General features: G+C 71.5%; 13 protein-coding genes. 7 read left to right on the forward strand and 6 right to left on the reverse strand.

The annotated features are described in order from the left end of the window. The first annotated feature begins 362 nt into the window (after positions 1 to 362). The 5 genes from tkt to pgl all read left to right on the forward strand — a co-directional run bounded on the left by tkt (position 363) and on the right by pgl (position 7,023). Entirely contained in the window at positions 363 to 2,456 is a 2,094-nt protein-coding gene (gene tkt / locus HNR07_RS13065) for a transketolase (RefSeq protein ID WP_184365224.1), read from the forward strand. A gap of 92 nt (positions 2,457 to 2,548) precedes the next feature. Next, positions 2,549 to 3,655: a transaldolase gene (tal, locus tag HNR07_RS13070; RefSeq protein ID WP_184365225.1), complete on the forward strand. Its 1,107-nt coding sequence runs from the start codon at positions 2,549 to 2,551 to the stop codon at positions 3,653 to 3,655. Positions 3,656 to 3,777: 122 nt separating this feature from the next. Further along, on the forward strand, positions 3,778 to 5,328 hold the full coding sequence (zwf, locus tag HNR07_RS13075; protein WP_184365226.1) for a glucose-6-phosphate dehydrogenase: 1,551 nt from the start codon (positions 3,778 to 3,780) through the stop codon (positions 5,326 to 5,328). Positions 5,329 to 5,353: 25 nt separating this feature from the next. Then, on the forward strand, positions 5,354 to 6,280 hold the full coding sequence (locus HNR07_RS13080) for a glucose-6-phosphate dehydrogenase assembly protein OpcA (RefSeq protein WP_184365227.1): 927 nt from the start codon (positions 5,354 to 5,356) through the stop codon (positions 6,278 to 6,280). Next, positions 6,277 to 7,023, forward strand: a complete 747-nt coding sequence (gene pgl, locus HNR07_RS13085; protein WP_184365228.1) for a 6-phosphogluconolactonase — start codon at positions 6,277 to 6,279, stop codon at positions 7,021 to 7,023. The genes HNR07_RS13080 and pgl overlap by 4 nt, the downstream gene beginning before the upstream one ends. Positions 7,024 to 7,121: 98 nt before the next feature. Here the strand turns inward: pgl and HNR07_RS13090 are convergent, their stop codons facing one another. The 3 genes from HNR07_RS13090 to HNR07_RS13100 form a co-directional block, all read right to left on the reverse strand. Beyond that, a complete protein-coding gene (locus HNR07_RS13090; RefSeq protein WP_184365229.1) occupies positions 7,122 to 7,982 on the reverse strand; it encodes a MerR family transcriptional regulator in 861 nt (286 codons plus the stop codon). A gap of 378 nt (positions 7,983 to 8,360) precedes the next feature. After that, positions 8,361 to 9,839, reverse strand: coding sequence for a UDP-N-acetylmuramoyl-L-alanyl-D-glutamate--2,6-diaminopimelate ligase (locus HNR07_RS13095; protein ID WP_184371961.1), 1,479 nt, complete (start codon positions 9,837 to 9,839; stop codon positions 8,361 to 8,363). An 84-nt stretch (positions 9,840 to 9,923) separates the two neighbouring features. Next, complete coding sequence (locus HNR07_RS13100) at positions 9,924 to 10,349, reverse strand: DUF6069 family protein (RefSeq protein ID WP_184365230.1); 426 nt, start codon at positions 10,347 to 10,349, stop codon at positions 9,924 to 9,926. A gap of 128 nt (positions 10,350 to 10,477) precedes the next feature. Here HNR07_RS13100 and HNR07_RS13105 point away from each other — a divergent pair, with 128 nt between their 5' ends. Further along, positions 10,478 to 11,545, forward strand: a complete 1,068-nt coding sequence (locus HNR07_RS13105) for an AraC family transcriptional regulator (RefSeq protein WP_184365231.1) — start codon at positions 10,478 to 10,480, stop codon at positions 11,543 to 11,545. On the opposite strand, the gene HNR07_RS13110 is transcribed toward HNR07_RS13105, so the two are convergent. Together HNR07_RS13110 and HNR07_RS13115 are read right to left on the reverse strand one after the other, a co-directional pair. Then, on the reverse strand, positions 11,442 to 11,969 hold the full coding sequence (locus HNR07_RS13110) for a hypothetical protein (protein WP_184365232.1): 528 nt from the start codon (positions 11,967 to 11,969) through the stop codon (positions 11,442 to 11,444). The genes HNR07_RS13105 and HNR07_RS13110 overlap by 104 nt on opposite strands. Before the next feature lie 117 nt (positions 11,970 to 12,086). Then, positions 12,087 to 12,800, reverse strand: a complete 714-nt coding sequence (locus HNR07_RS13115; protein WP_246420286.1) for a TetR/AcrR family transcriptional regulator — start codon at positions 12,798 to 12,800, stop codon at positions 12,087 to 12,089. Positions 12,801 to 12,911: 111 nt separating this feature from the next. On the opposite strand from HNR07_RS13115, the gene HNR07_RS13120 reads away from it, so the two are divergent. Continuing rightward, on the forward strand, positions 12,912 to 14,198 hold the full coding sequence (locus HNR07_RS13120; protein WP_184365234.1) for an MFS transporter: 1,287 nt from the start codon (positions 12,912 to 12,914) through the stop codon (positions 14,196 to 14,198). Here HNR07_RS13120 and HNR07_RS13125 read toward each other — a convergent pair. After that, entirely contained in the window at positions 14,141 to 15,703 is a 1,563-nt protein-coding gene (locus HNR07_RS13125; protein WP_312893780.1) for an alpha/beta hydrolase, read from the reverse strand. The genes HNR07_RS13120 and HNR07_RS13125 overlap by 58 nt on opposite strands. Between the last annotated feature and the right edge of the window lie 4 nt (positions 15,704 to 15,707).

Here is a 15,707-nt window from a genome sequence, read left to right on the forward strand (position 1 = left end):
CCTTGCGGGTTACCCCCCGGTAAGTGGAGGTGTCGGGCAACCACACTCCCGACCACGGACGATAGGCTCACAGTCGGCCCTGTTCTCGGTCCCTTCACCGTGGGACCGCGCTCCGGTCGCCATGGCCAGACGCTGGGGCAACGGCGCTCCGGCCCGGGTGACCAGGCCGAAACTCCGTGCCACGGGTGCCACGGAGTCACGTCCACAGTCGAAGCCGAAGACGATCCCGCCCTCCAGCACTCCCCCGCGGCCCGCCCGACCGGCGGGTCGCCCGCAGGGTGCCCGGCGACAACCATGCACACACAACCCACACCCGCCCCGGAACCGGGTGCACGGGTGCCCGAGAAGGAGAACGAAAGTCCGTGAACGCCCACACCCCGCAAAACCTGGAGTGGTCGGACCTCGACCTCCGTGCCGTCAACACGGTTCGGGCGCTGGCGATGGACGCGGTAGAGAAGTCGGGTAACGGCCACCCCGGCACCGCGATGAGCCTCGCGCCCGCCGCTTACCTCCTCTTCCAGAAGGTCATGCGGCACGATCCCGCCGCGCCCGAGTGGGTGGGCCGGGACCGCTTCGTGCTGTCGATCGGCCACTCCAGCCTCACGCTGTACATCCAGCTCTACCTGGCCGGGTACGGCCTCACCCTCGACGACCTCAAGGCGCTGCGCCAGTGGGACAGCCTGACCCCGGGGCACCCCGAGGTCGGCCACACCGCCGGTGTGGAGACCACCACCGGCCCGCTGGGCCAGGGTGTGGGCAACGCCGTCGGCATGGCCATGGCGGCCCGCCGCGAGCGCGGCCTGTTCAACCCCGAGGCCGGTCCGGGTGCCAGCCCCTTCGACCACCACGTCTACGCCTTCTGCTCCGACGGCGACGTCCAGGAGGGTGTGAGCCACGAGGCGAGCGCCCTGGCCGGGACGCAGAACCTGGGCAACCTCATCATGATCTGGGACGACAACCAGATCTCCATCGAGGACGACACCCGCATCGCGCACAGCGAGGACGTCGTGGCCCGCTACGCCGCCTACGGCTGGCACGTGGAGGAGGTCGACTGGACCGCCACCGGCGAGTACGTCGAGGACGTCGACGCCCTCTACCAGGCGATCCTGCGCGGCAAGGCCGAGACCGAGCGCCCGACCTTCATCCGTCTGCGCACCGTCATCGGCTGGCCCGCGCCCAACAAGCAGAACACCGGCGCCATCCACGGCGCGGCGATCGGCGCCGACGAGATCTCCGCCACCAAGCAGATCCTCGGCCTGCCCGACGAGCCGTTCGGTGTCCAGGACGACGTGATCGAGCACACCCGCAAGGCGCTGGACCGCGGCCGCGACGCCCACGCCGAGTGGGACGAGGCCTTCAACGCCTGGCGCAAGGGAGCCGAGGAGCACGGCGAGCTCTTCGACCGCCTGCAGTCGGGCAAGCTGCCCGAGGGCTGGGAGAAGTCCCTGCCCACCTTCGAGGCCAGCGACAAGGGTCTGGCCACCCGCAAGGCCAGCGGTGAGGTGCTCAGCGCCGTCGCCCCGGTCCTGCCGGAGCTGTGGGGCGGTTCGGCCGACCTCGCCGGTTCGAACAACACCACGCCCAAGGGCGAGCCGTCGTTCCTCCCGTTCGACCGGGCCAGCTCGATGTTCCCGGGCAACCCCTACGGGCGCGTGCTGCACTTCGGTGTCCGCGAGCACGGCATGGGGTCGATCCTCAACGGCATCGCCCTGCACGGCCCCACCCGCCCCTACGGCGGTACCTTCCTGGTGTTCAGCGACTACATGCGCCCGGCCGTTCGTCTGGCCGCGCTGATGAAGCTGCCGGTCACCTACGTGTGGACGCACGACTCCATCGGCCTGGGCGAGGACGGACCGACCCACCAGCCGGTCGAGCACCTGTGGGCCCTGCGCGCCATCCCCGGCCTGGACGTGATCCGTCCGGCCGACGCCAACGAGACCGTGGTGGCCTGGCGCGAGGTCATGGCCAACGCCGACCGCCCGTCCGCGCTGGCCCTGACCCGGCAGAACGTGCCCACCCTGGACCGGGACGCCCACGGCTCCGCCGAGGGCGTGGCCAAGGGCGGTTACGTGCTGGCCGAGGCCTCCGGCGGCAGCCCCGAGGCGATCATCATCGCCACCGGCAGCGAGGTGCAGCTGGCCCTGGCCGCCCGCACCGAGCTGGAGGAGGCCGGTACGCCCACCCGCGTGGTCTCCATGCCGTGCGTGGAGTGGTTCGAGGCCCAGAGCGAGGAGTACCGCGAGGAGGTCCTGCCCTCCTCGGTGCGCGCCCGCGTGTCCGTCGAGGCCGGGATCGCCATGGGCTGGCGCTCCTACGTCGGCGACGCCGGCGTGTCGGTGAGCCTGGAGCACTTCGGTGCCTCCGCTCCCTACCAGACGCTGTACGAGAAGTTCGGCATCACCTCCGAGGCCGTCGTCGCGGCGGTCCGCGACAGCCTGGCCAAGGCCGGAAGCTGACGACGCGGGCCCGCCGGGAGGATCCCCGGCGGGCCCGCCCCGCTGTGTGAACCAGGGCCGACGAGGCCCCGTGAGGAAGGCGTGAGAAGCACATGAGCACCGCTCTGAAGGACCTGGCCGAGGCCGGTCAGTCCGTCTGGCTGGACGACATCAGCCGTGACCGGCTGCGCACCGGCAACCTGGCCGAACTGCTGTCGACCCACCACGTCACCGGCGTCACCTCCAACCCCTCCATCTTCGACAAGGCGCTCGCCGAGGGCGACGCCTACGACCTCCAGGTGCACGAGCTCGGTGTGCGCGGAGTCTCGGTGGGCGAGGCCGTCCGGCTGCTGACCGCCTACGACATCCGCTGGGCCGCGGACACCCTGCGCCCGGTGTACGAGTCCTCCGACCGCGTGGACGGGCGGGTCTCCCTCGAGGTGGACCCGCGCCTGGCCCGCGAGACAGAGCGCACCGTCGCCGAGGCCAAGTCGCTGTGGTGGATGGTCGACCGGCCCAACCTGATGATCAAGATCCCGGCGACCGTCGAGGGCCTGCCCGCGATCACCCAGGTGCTCGGGCTCGGCATCAGCGTCAACGTGACCCTGATCTTCTCCCTGGAGCGCTACCGCGCGGTCATGGAGGCGTTCCTGGAGGGCCTGGAACTGGCCAGGGAGAACGGCCACGACCTGTCCCGGATCCAGTCCGTGGCGTCGTTCTTCGTCAGCCGGGTGGACTCCGAGGTGGACAAGCGCCTCAAGGAGATCGGCACCCCGCGCGCCGAGGAGCTGCTCGGCCGCGCCGCCATCGCCAACGCGCGCCTGGCCTACCGCGACTACGAGGAGGTCTTCTCCTCGGAGCGCTGGAAGACCCTGGCCGCCGAGGGCGCCACCCCGCAGCGCCCGCTGTGGGCCTCCACCGGGGTGAAGGACCCGGCCTACCCGGACACCCGCTACGTCACCGAGCTGGTCGCCCCGGGCACCGTGAACACGATGCCGCAGGCCACCCTGGACGCCACCGCCGACCACGGCGAGGTCACCGGCGACACCGTCCGCGCGGGCTACGACTCCGCCCAGGCCGACCTGGACGCGCTGGCCGAGGCGGGCGTGGACCTGGCCGACGTGACCCGTCACCTGGAGGAGGACGGCGTGGTCAAGTTCGTCGACTCCTGGGAGAGCCTGCTCGGCCGCCTCACCATGAAGCTCGACGAGCTCTCCTGACCCGGGCCCCGCTTCCCGATCACCGACCCGCGTCCGCGCCCGAGCCGCGCGGACGCGGGTTCCACCAGCCACCACCAGGCCGTTCCTGACAGGAAGAGACGGAACCCGTGAAAGAACCGGTGATGCCGGGAGCGGTACCCAACCCGCTCCGCAACGCCCTGGACCGAAGGCTCCCCCGTATCGCCGGGCCCAGCGTGCTGGTGCTGTTCGGCGTCACGGGCGACCTGGCCCGCAAGAAGCTCCTGCCCGCCATCTACGACCTCGCCAACCGCGGGATGCTGCCGCCGGGCTTCGGCCTGGTCGGGTTCGCCCGCCGCGACTGGGAGGACCAGGACTTCGCCGCCGAAGCCCACGCGGCGGTGCGCGAGCACGCCCGGACCCCGTTCCGCGAGGACGTGTGGCGCCAGCTCAGCGAGGGCGTGCGATTCGTCCAGGGCGACCTGGACGACGACGCGGCCTTCGACGAACTCGCCCGAACGGTGCGCGAACTGGACGCCGACCGGGGCACCGGCGGCAACTACGCGTTCTACCTGTCGCTGCCGCCCAAGCTGTTCCCCACCGTGGTCACCCAGCTCAAGCGCTGCGGTCTGGCCACCCCCGAAGAGGGGGAAGGCGTCGGGGGCGTCACGCCCTGGCGCAGGGTGGTGATCGAGAAGCCCTTCGGGCACGACCTGGAGAGCGCCAAGGAGCTCAACGCGGTGGTGGACGACGTCTTCCCGCCGTCGTCGGTGTTCCGTATCGACCACTACCTGGGCAAGGAGACGGTCCAGAACATCCTGGCGCTGCGCTTCGCCAACACCCTGTTCGAGCCGCTGTGGAACCGCAGCTACGTGGACCACGTGCAGATCACCATGGCCGAGGACATCGGCGTGGGGGGTCGCGCGGGCTACTACGACGGGATCGGTGCGGCCCGCGACGTCATCCAGAACCACCTCCTGCAGCTGCTCGCGCTCATCGCGATGGAGGAGCCGGTCTCCTACAGTGCCGACGCGATCCGCGCGGAGAAGGAGAAGGTCCTGTCCGCCGTCACGCTCCCCGACGACCTGGCCAAGGGCACCGCGCGCGGCCAGTACGCGGCCGGGTGGCAGGGCGGCGCAGCGGTCCGCGGCTACCTGGAGGAGGAGGGTATCCCGTCCGACTCGGTGACCGAGACCTACGCGGCACTGAAGCTGGACGTGGGAACCCGACGCTGGTCGGGGGTGCCGTTCTACCTGCGCACCGGCAAGCGGCTGGGCCGCCGGGTGACCGAGGTGGCGCTGGTGTTCCAGGCCGCCCCGCAGCAGATGTTCGCGCGCAGCGACGTCAGCGAGCTCGGCCAGAACGCCCTGGTACTGCGCATCCAGCCCGACGAGGGCGTGACCCTGCGGTTCGGATCCAAGGTGCCGGGCGCCTCCATGGAGGTGCGCGACGTGAGCATGGACTTCACGTACGGGCAGTCCTTCACGGAGGCCAGCCCCGAGGCCTACGAGCGGCTCATCCTGGACGTGCTCATCGGCGACCCGCCGCTGTTCCCGCGCCAGGAGGAGGTGGAGTTGTCCTGGCAGATCCTGGACCCGGTCGAGGAGTACTGGGCCAAGGCGGGCCAGCCCGAACAGTACGGTGCGGGCACCTGGGGACCCGAGTCCGCCCACGAACTGCTCACCAGGGACGGCCGCCAGTGGCGCCGCCCGTGACCACCGTCCGCCCCGGGAGGAACAGATGACGCTCTATCTTCCGCGCACCACGACCTCGCAGATCACCGAGGCGCTCATGGCCGAGCGGCTCAGCGTGGGCGGGGGCGCCATGAACATGGTGCTCACCCTGGTCATCGTCACCGACGAGGCCGACCACTACGACGCCGTGCGCGCGGCCACCGAGGCCGGCCGCGAGCACCCCTCGCGGGTGGTGGCGCTGATCCGCCGCGACCCGGGGGCCGAACCGGCCATCGACGCGGAGATCCGCCGCCCGGGCACCTCCGGCCCCGGCGAGGCGGTGCTGCTGCGCCTGTACGGGCCGCTGGGCGAGCACCCCGACTCGGTGCTCACCCCGCTGCTGGTCCCGGACGCACCCGTGGTGGTCTGGTGGCCCGGCCAGGGCCCCACCGACCCGGCCGCCGACCCGGTGGGCAAACTGGCGCAGAGAAGGATCACCGACGCATTGCGCGCCCCGGATCCGGTAGCGGACCTGATGGAGCGGGTAGCCCACTACCGTCCGGGGGACACGGACCTGACCTGGACGCGACTGACCCCGTGGCGCTCGCTGCTGGCCAGCGCCATGGACCAGCCGTGCGGCTGGGTGACCTCGGCCAGGGTGACGGCGGAGCCGCACTATCCGAGCGCCGAGCTCCTGGCCGCCTGGCTGTCCGAACGGCTGGAGGTCGAGGTGGAACGCGGCACCTCGCACGGCCCCGGCCTGACCGAGGTCCGGCTGACCACCGACCAGGGGGACATCACGATCTCCCGGGTGGACGGCCGGGTCGCCACACTGTCCAGGACCGGGCAGCCCGACCAGACGGTGGCGCTGGCCCGACGCGGCGCCGCCCTGGCGCTCGCCGAGGAGCTGCGCCGCCTGGACGCCGACGAGACGTACGCGAGCGCGGCCCGCCACCTGGGGTCGAAGCTCGCTGGAAGCGGAGTAGAGGGATGAGCGAACCGGAGATCGTCCGCACCACCGACGCCGAGCAGCTCGCGCAGAGCGCGGCGGCCCGGCTGGCGAAGCTGATCGTGAGCGCCGAGGCGGCCGAGCGTGAGTTCCACCTGGTGCTGACCGGCGGCGGTGTGGGCATCAAGACCCTCGCCGCCCTGCGGGACGAGGCCAAGGCCAGCGGGATGAAGTGGTCGCACGTGCACCTGTGGTGGGGCGACGAGCGCTTCCTGCCCGAGGGCGACCCCGAGCGCAACGAGACCCAGGCCTGCGAGGCGCTGATCGACGACATCGACATCCCGGCGCACAACGTGCACCCGATGCCGTCCTCGGACGGGACCGACAACCACGACGCGGTGCGGGGGGCCACCAAGTACTCGGCGGCCCTGTCCGTGGCGGCGCGCGGTCGCGGCCCGGTGCCCGAGTTCGACGTGTGCCTGCTGGGCGTGGGCCCGGACGCGCACGTGGCCTCGCTGTTCCCGGGGCTGCCGGGCGTGCACGAGGACGAGGCCGCGGCGATCGCGGTGCACGACGCCCCCAAGCCGCCGCCGACCCGGATCAGCCTGGCGCTGCCCTCGATCCGCAGCGCCCGCCAGGTGTGGCTGCTGGCCTCGGGCGAGGGCAAGGCCGAGGCCGTGCGCCTGGGCGTGGCCGGTGGCAGTGTCGACGAGGCACCGGTGGCCGGTGCGCGCGGCGCCGAGAAGACGGTCTTCTGGGTGGACGGGGCGGCTGCCTCCAAGCTGTAGCAGTACGTGGTCAGCGGGTACACACGAAAGCCCCGGCTGGGGTCTCTCAGGAGATCCCCAGCCGGGGCCTCCTCATGCGGGGGCGTGTGCCCCCTCGCTCAGGTGAGGTCCTCGGCCTCGCCGAGGGGACGCAGACGGATCGCGGTCTCCACACCCTCCTCATGCAGGATGTGGCGCATCCCGGAGAAGTCGGGGAAGAACCCTTCCGGAACCCGGGGCACCAGCCGGGAAAGGGCCGTGCTGTACTTGGGCATCGAGTTCCTGCCGGGCAGGTGAATCGACAGCTCCTCCCGAGCTTCGAAGGCCTGCACGTCAACCTTCTCGGATAGGACAGCGAGCACCTCGGCGTCAGCGACGACCGGAAGCTTGGCCAGCCAGTGCGGCCCCTTTTCCGTGAGGGCCCGCTCCTTCTGCTCAGCGGTCTCTGCTGCCCAACTGAACCAGGGGGCAGCCGTCACGGTGGCGCCGTGTTCAGCGGCCAGGGCGGTCAGCTCCCCCACGGTGGCCATGACGGCGACGGTGACCTGCTCCCAGTCGTACTGGTCGGCCTGGCCCCGCTGGCTCTCCACGGCGGTCGCGGGAACGGCCTTCGACAGCACCGTCACCCCCGCTGTCTCCCTGCACTGGACCTCGGGCCGGGAGGCAAGCAGCTTGCGGACGGCGGCGATCGCCTCGTCCTCGGCCTCGCGCTGGCGCTCCAGCGCTTCGATGTGTTCCTTCAGCAGCGCGGCGGCGGTGTCGGGAGCCTCCAGGGCACGGCGAACGTGCTTGACGCTCATGCCGGTGCCACGCAGGGCCGTGACCAGTAGGGCGGTCTCGACCTGCGCGAATTCGTAGTACCGGTACCCGGTCCGCTCATCGACCCCGGCGGGGACCAACAGTCGCTCGGAGTGGTAGAAGCGCAGCGTCTGCGGCGACAACCCGCTCATCTGGCTGAAATCCTTGACCGAAAGGCTCATGGTGCCAGTTTCGGGCTTGCAGTAACCACAAGGTCAACCGAGCACGCTGAGGCTGCCCCGCTCTGGCCCCGTGACGCTTCTATGTCAAGTGGTGAGAGGGCGGGCTGAGGTCTGTCTTCAGCCCGCCACTTGACATAGAAGCGTCACGGAGAAAGGGTGCTGCCGCTCTTGCTGTCGGGGCGCGCCTGGGGCGGGCACCGGCAGATGGCCGAGACACTTGGTCGTTGGTGGTGGGCTCTTGTGGCCCGTCCGCCATCCCGACCTCTCCTTCCGCGTCACCCGATGGCCGCCCACCGCCGTCGCAGCGAAGCGGGTCAAGGTGGAACGCGCCTCCCCTGATGAGGTGCGGCGAACCTCATCGAAGGGGAGGGCCGTGCGTCAGTGCCCGGCGACGACCTCGTGCACGGTGGTCATGTCGTCGAAGGGCAGCATCTCGTCGCCGACGATCTGGTAGGGCTCGCAGCCCTTGCCCGCGATCAGCACCACGTCACCGGAGCGGGCCACCGAGAGGGCCCGGTCGATGGCGGCCCGGCGGTCGGGGATACGGGTGAACGGGGTGCCGGTCTCCTCGATGCCCTCGGCGACCTGCGCCATGATCGTCTCCGGGTCCTCGTGGCGCGGGTTGTCCGAGGTCAGTACGCACCGGTCGGAGTAGGTCCCGGCGATCCGGCCCATTTTCGCGCGCTTGGTGGTGTCTCGGTCCCCGCCGCAGCCGAAGACGGTGAAGACCCGGCCCGGGGCGAAACCCCGGATCGTGGCCAGGACCTTGTCGAGGGAGTCGGGCGAGTGGGCGTAGTCCACGATCACCGAGACCCCGCGCGGGGCCGCGAAGTGCTCGAAGCGCCCCGGGATCTGGGGCATCCGCTCCAGCGCCGCCACCAGCCCGGTGAGGTCGTGCCCCTGGACGTGGCAGGCGGCCAGCGCGGCGAGCGCGTTGGAGACCGAGAAGCGCCCCGGCATGGGGATCGCCGCCGGGTACTTGCGTCCGTCGTGGTGTAGGACGAACCGGGTGCCCGAGGCCTCCACCACCAGATCGGTGGCCCGGTAGTCCGCCTCGGTCTCGACGGAGTAGGTGACCGCCGCGCCCGGCATCATCGCCGGGATCGTGGCGCCGACGGGATCGTCCACGTTGACCACGGCGCGGCGGCACAGCCCCTGGAACAGCCGCAGCTTGGCGTCCCGGTAGAGCTCCATCGTCCCGTGGTCGTCCAGGTGGTCCTGGGTCAGGTTGGTGAAGACCCCGACGTCGATGTGCGAGCCGTCCACACGGTGTTCGAGCAGGCCCATGGAGGTCGCCTCCAGCACGACGCTGAGGGTGCCCCGGCTGCGCATGCGGGCCAGCAGGTACTGCAGGTCGGGTGCTTCGGGTGTGCTGAGCACGGTGTGGGGCATCGGGATCGGGTCCCCGCCGGTCCGGGCCCCGGAGGTGCCGATGACCCCGACCCGGGCGCCGTTGGCGACCCGCAGCAGGGACTCGTACATGGAAGCCACCGAGGTCTTGCCGTTGGTACCGGTGACCGCGACGACGTCCATGGCGGAGCCGGGTTCGCCGTGGTACCGGGCGCAGACCAGGGCCGCCGCGACGCGGGCGTCGGCGACCCGGACCACACAGGCACCAGGTGGAGTGTCCAGGCCGTCGTCGGAGAGCGGTTCCTGGGTCAGGGCGGCGACGGCGCCCCGGGCGAACGCCGTGGCGATGCCCTCCGGGCCGCCTTGGCGGTGCCCCGGGAGCGCGAGGTAGAGGGATCCCGGCGCCACCCGGTCGAGGTCGGCGCAGGGGGCCGCGGCGATGGGGATGTCGGAGTCCCCGAAGATGACCTGGTGGGCATGGCCGTTGAGCAGTGCGCTCAGTTGCAGGGGGTGTCCCTTCGAGAGGCGGTGCGGCCGCGGGCGCGACCCACACCGGTATAACCCGGAGTATACGCGCCCGCCCGCCAGCCCTCAGGAGGCCCTGGAGGTCTTCCAGAACACCGGGATGACCGCGGCGACCACCAGGTGGGAGAGCTCCAGGACCACGGTGGTGGCGACCGAGGCGTCCGTGATCAGCGGCGGCACGAACATCACCAGGAGGATGAGCACCGCGGCGACCGTCCACACCAGGCGGCCGCGCCCGGTGCCCAGGAGGCGTTCGGCCAGGGCGAGTGCGCCCCATCCGAGGAGGGCGAACCCCGCGCTGAAGAGGGCGAAGTCCACCAGCGTGAGGGTCATCGGGTCCTCCCCCGGGGCCGTGACCACCAGGTCCGCGCCGATCAGGGGCGCGAGGAGGGCCAGGAGGGCGTTGACGACGGTCACCGCCACGACGGCGATCAGGCGGGGCCGCCAGGACGGGCGGATGGCGGTACGGGTTTCGATGCGGGTCTCGGCCATGGTCGTTCCTCTGTTGTCGTAGGTAGGACTTTGACCGTATGAACTTGCGGCAAGACTTCCTATGCGCGAAAGGCTCCCTTCTATACTCAGTCGTCTCTTCATGGGGTATGTGTGGATACGGTGGGAGCATGGACGTACTCAGTGACGTGATCTCGACGGTGCGCACCGGGCAGCCGCGTTCGGCCAGGGTCGAGTGGTACGCCCTGTGGGGCATGCGCTTCACCGGAAGAGAGTCGCCCGCGGCCGCGTTCCAGGTCGTGCTCCAGGGGTCTTGCTGGCTGCTGGTTGACGGCGGTGAACCGGTCCAGCTGGGCACGGGCGACGTGCTCTTCCTGCCCCGGGGCCACGAACACTCCCTGACCAGCGACCCCTCCGTGGCGCCCCTGGACCTGAACTGTGTGGACTTCCTCCGGGATCGGGGCGAGCTGATGCTGCCCGAGCCGGGTGAGCCGGTTCCGAACCTGACGTGCTCCAACGAGTTCCCGCAGCCCTTCCAGCGGTTCGGTGCCACTTCCGTCGGGGACGCCGCTTCGGGGGAACCCACCTGCGTCACGGTGGGCGGCTTCTACCACGCCGGTCCCACCCGGCCCCACCCCCTGCTCACCGAGCTCCCCGCCGTGGTGCACCTGCCCGCGCGGGTGGGCCAACGCTCCGAGCTACCGCTCGCCGTCGGTCTGCTCGGCCGTGAGTTGGGATCGCACCGGCCCGGCGGGGACACCCTGGTCCCCCACCTGCTGGACATGCTGATCGTCTACATCCTGCGCACCTACCTGGAGGAGGCCGCCACCGAAGAGGGCCCCGGATGCGGTTTCGCGGGAGCCTTGCGCGATCCGGCCGTGCACGCCGCGATTCAGGCCGTCCACCTGGACCCCGCTCACCCGTGGACGGTGGCGGAGCTGGGCGAGCGGGCCGGGCTGTCCCGGGCGGCCTTCTCCCGGCGCTTCACCGCGCTGGTGGGCCAGTCCCCGTTGGCCTATGTGACGTGGTGGCGGCTCACCACCGCCGGAAAGCTGCTGCGCGAGAGCGACGCGCCGATCAACGCGATCGCGACGCGGGTCGGGTACTCGTCCCAGTTCGCCTTCGCCAGCGCCTTCAAACGGGAGTTCGGCCGCTCCCCGGGGCGCTACCGGGAGGCCGCGCGGCTGGATCCGCCGGAGGGAGCCTTCGACCCCGCGCCGACCGAGCACTCAGGGTGAGGGCTCCGAAGAGCACCGCCCCGGGCAGTGCGTAGGGCCCGGGCCCGAAGAAGAGGGAGGTCGGGCTCGCACCGAAGAACAGCGACGCGAACCCGACCGCGCTGAGCAGGAAGCAGAGCACCGCGGCGGTGCCGGTGACCCAGGTCAGCCCGCGCCTCGGGGCCCGTCCCGCCCCGGGGCGCACCAGGGCGATGGCCGCGGCGGCCAACCCGAGGGTGACGACGAGCGGGCCGATCACCCAGACCAGGTAGCCCGCTGAGGCCTCCTGCTGTCCGGAGACCGCGAACCAGCCGGTGACCAGCAGGTGCGCGGCTCCCAGCAGCAGACCCGCCGCGGCTGCCGCGTAGCCGAGCCGCACGGGCGCGGTCCGCCTCGGGCCGTCCCCCGTGACGGCCCGTTCCGGCCCCCGTGTCCACACGTCCATGACCCGTCCCCACGCTCGGCTGTCCCGCTCGTGTCCGAGTCTGTTCGACTCGGCCCGGGCGCACCTCCCCCATACGGGGGAACCGTGTCATCCGGCAGAGGGAGGGGCGGGCGGTGGTCAGTCAGCGGACAGCGCCAGGCTGGCGGGGATCGCGGCGAAGGCCTCGTCCACCCGCCGCAGCAGGCGTTCGCGCCCGCCCCGGACCCGGACAGCGGTCGCGGCGTCGCGGGGGTCGGGGGTGGCGTCCATGGCCGGGTGCCCGATCTGCCCGGGTTCGCGGCCCATCACCCATTCCTTGGCTCCACACCGCCAGGCGCTGAGCGCGAACTCCCCGAGCATCCGCAGCCGGACGTCGGCCTCGGAACTGATGCCCAGGCGGCGTTCGAGAATGGCGGTGAGCTCCGACTGGGCGTGGAACGAGGAGACGACGGTGTGCTCGCGCAGCGCCGGAGTGGGACTGTGCGCGGCCAGCCGACGGCAGGCGTAGAACCGTTCCTCCCATCCCGGCGGCATCGCCTCGACGGTGTCGAGCAGGGCGGTGCGCAGGGTGTCCAGCACGGCTCCGCGCAGGGGCCGGTCGGCGACCTCGGCGACGTAGCGCTCCCACAGCAGCCCTTCGGGGGCCAGGGCGACCGCCTCCTTGGAGGCGTAGTAGCGGAAGAACGTCCGTTTGGAGACCTCGGCCGCCGCCACGACCTCCTCCAGGGTGGTGGCCTCGAAGCCCTGTTCCTCGAAGAGCCTGGCCGCGCAGTCGGCAAGTTCCTCCAGCGTGCGTTGCTTCTTGCGTTCGCGCAGGGACAGGGGTGTGCCCTCGGTGTCGTTCACGGCCATGCCACGCATCCTAGCCAGCCCCTTCCCGGACCCCTGGAAAAGATGAGCCCCCGGGCATAAAGTGCCCCCAAGTAACTAATGCCACTCAATGGCACTTTCTAAGGGACCCCCATGCCCGAAACGGCGATCCCAGCCAACCCCCCAACCCCCTCGACACAACGGCGGCACGGCACACTGGCCGTCCTCCTGCTCGCCTCCACCCTCGGTGCCATGTCCGGCACGATCCTCATGCCGGTGCTGGAACTCCTCCGATCCGGTCTGGGGATCAGTTCCACCCAGGCCGGGACCCTGCTCACCCTCAACGGGCTGACCATCGCCGTCGTCAGCCCTCTCACCGGCTGGCTCGTGGACCGGGTGGGGGTGCGCGGCCCGATGTTCGTCGGTCTGCTCGTCTACGGGCTGGCGGGCGGGGCCGGGCTGGTCACCGACGACTACACACTGCTGCTGGCCAGTCGGGTCGTGTTCGGGATCGGCACGGCCATGGCGCTCTCCGCCCTCACGGTCGCCTTCCTCAACGGATACCGGGGCCGTGACCGCGACCGGGTGATGGGGTGGCGGACCACCGCCGTCAGCCTGGGCGGCGTGGCCTGGCCGCTCCTCGGCGGCGCTCTGGGCGGGATCTCCTGGCAGGCGCCGTTCGCCGTGTTCCTCATCGGCATTCCCCTGGGTGTGGCCGCGCTGTTCCTGGTCAGCACACCCGAAACCGGAGCGGCCTCCGGCACCGGCGGGTCAGCTGTCGGAGCGACCACCCTGCGCGCGGCGCTCGCTGCCCGGCCCGCACTGCTGGGGGTGTTCGCGCTGTCCAGCGCGTACATGGTGATCACCTACGGGCTGCTCGTGTTCCTGCCCCCGCGGCTGGCCGAGCTCGGCGTGCACGACCCGGTGGCGGTCTCGGTGAACGTGTCCCTGCTGACCGGGACCTCCGCCCTGGTGGGGCTCTTCTACGCCCGCCTGCGCCGGGCCGCGGGGATCAACGCGCTGCTGCGGACCACCGCCGCACTGTGGACGGCCGCCTTCCTCCTGCTGGGGCTGGTCGACGCGGTCCCGGCCCTGGTGGCGGCCGCCGTTCTGCTGGGTGCGGGCGGCGGGGTGTGGCTCACCTCGCTGACCGTGCTCATGGGTGTGCTGGCACCCGCCCCGGTGATGGGGCGGGTGAGCTCGGTCTCCAGCACGCTGGTCTTCGTCGGGCAGTTCCTGTCCCCGCTGCTGCTCGGCCCCTTGATGGCGGCCACCTCGATCGCCACCGGCCACCTGGTGCTGGCCGCGGGCGTGGGGGCGATGGCCCTGGTGCTGCTGTTCGTGCGTTTCCCGACGGACACGGAAGAACGAGGCGAACAGGGTCAGAGCTCGCCCGGGCAGGAGGCGCCCGCCTCGGGGAGCTCGCCCTCCAGCAGGTAGGCGTCCACCGCACCGTCGACGCAGGCGCGCCCGCCAGCGTAGGCGGTGTGCCCGCCGCCCTCGTAAGTGAAGAGCCTCGCCGTGACCAGCTGTTCGGCCAGCTCCTCGGCCCACACGTACGGGGTGGCGGGGTCGTTCAGCGTGCCGATGACCAGGATCGGCGGCGCCATCAGGGCGTTCACCCCGGTAGGGACGAGCTCGGTGTCGGGCCAGTGGGCGCAGGGCAGGAACGACCAGACCTCGCCACCGCCGAAGAACGGGGAGAGGTCCGCGGCCCGCTGGGCGCCCTTGCGGTAGGAGCGGGGGTCGGTGGGCCTGACGTGGTCGGCGCACTGCACCGCGGTGAAGGCCGACTCGGTCGCGCCCGGGTCCTCCTCCTGGCCGGCGACGTAACGCGCCAGGTAGGCCTGGACGAAATCGTCCCCGGTGTCGCCCGCGGCGATGCGCGCCAGGAGGCGGGCTTCCCCCTCCCACTGCCGCTCCAGGTACAGCGAGTCCCTCAGCAGCGCGAGCATCTCGTGTCGGCCGATCCTCTGCCCCTCGACGGCGATCGGGTCGGCGTCGAGTCCGGCCAGGAGCGCCTCGGCCTCGGTGGGAGCCTGTTCCGCACCGGTGAACGGGCACTCCGGGGCCCCGTCCAGGCAGTAGGCGACGAAGGCCTCCCAGGCGGTCTGCGCGCCCTCGCTCTGTTCCATGCCGTCGGCGATGACGTCCCGTTCGAGCTGCACCGCACCGTCCAGGACCAGGGCACGGGTCCGCTCCGCGAACATCTCCGCGTACAGGGCGCCGATGTGGGTGCCGTAGGAGTAGCCGACATAGCTCAGCTTCGGGTCGCCCAGGGCATCGCGGATCAGGTCGAGATCGCGGACCACGTTCACCGTGCCCATGGTGGCGAGGAAGTCCGCGCCGACCTCGTCCACGCAGCTCCGGGCGAACTCCCCGGCCGCGCGATCCAGCTCCCGGAGCTGCTCCTCACTGACCTGCGCGGGTTCGACACCCCGGACCCGCGCCAGGGGCTCTTCCATGGCGTCCCACTCCGAGCAGGTGAAGCCCGCGCTCTCCCCCACCCCGCGCGGGTCGAAGGAGACGAGGTCGAAGGAGTCGCGGATCTGCCTGCTCACGGGCAGCGGCCCGGACCTGAACCGTTCGACCCCCGCGCCGCCCGGTCCGCCGAAGTTGAACACCAGGGAGCCCCGGCGCTGTTCGAGGGTGCCCTGGGCTGGGTGCCGGACCACCGCTGTCTCGATCGTCTCGCCCCGGGGGTCACCGTGATCGACGGGGACGGTGACGGTGCCGCACTCCAACCGGGCCGTCCAGTCCGGGTCCCCCTCGGCCGGTTCGGCCGCCGCGAGCTCCTGCGGGGTGAGGCACGGGGCCCAGTCGATGTACTGGCCGTAGAACGTGCGCTGACCGTCCCACTGGTCGGCCGGGGCGAAACCGGCCGTGACGACCAGTACCGCCGCCAGCCCCGCGGCCCCGAGTACCCGCCCACCCGTACAGCGCACCCGC

Origin of the sequence: Nocardiopsis metallicus (assembly GCF_014201115.1) — a bacterium.
Lineage (GTDB): Bacteria > Actinomycetota > Actinomycetes > Streptosporangiales > Streptosporangiaceae > Nocardiopsis > Nocardiopsis metallicus.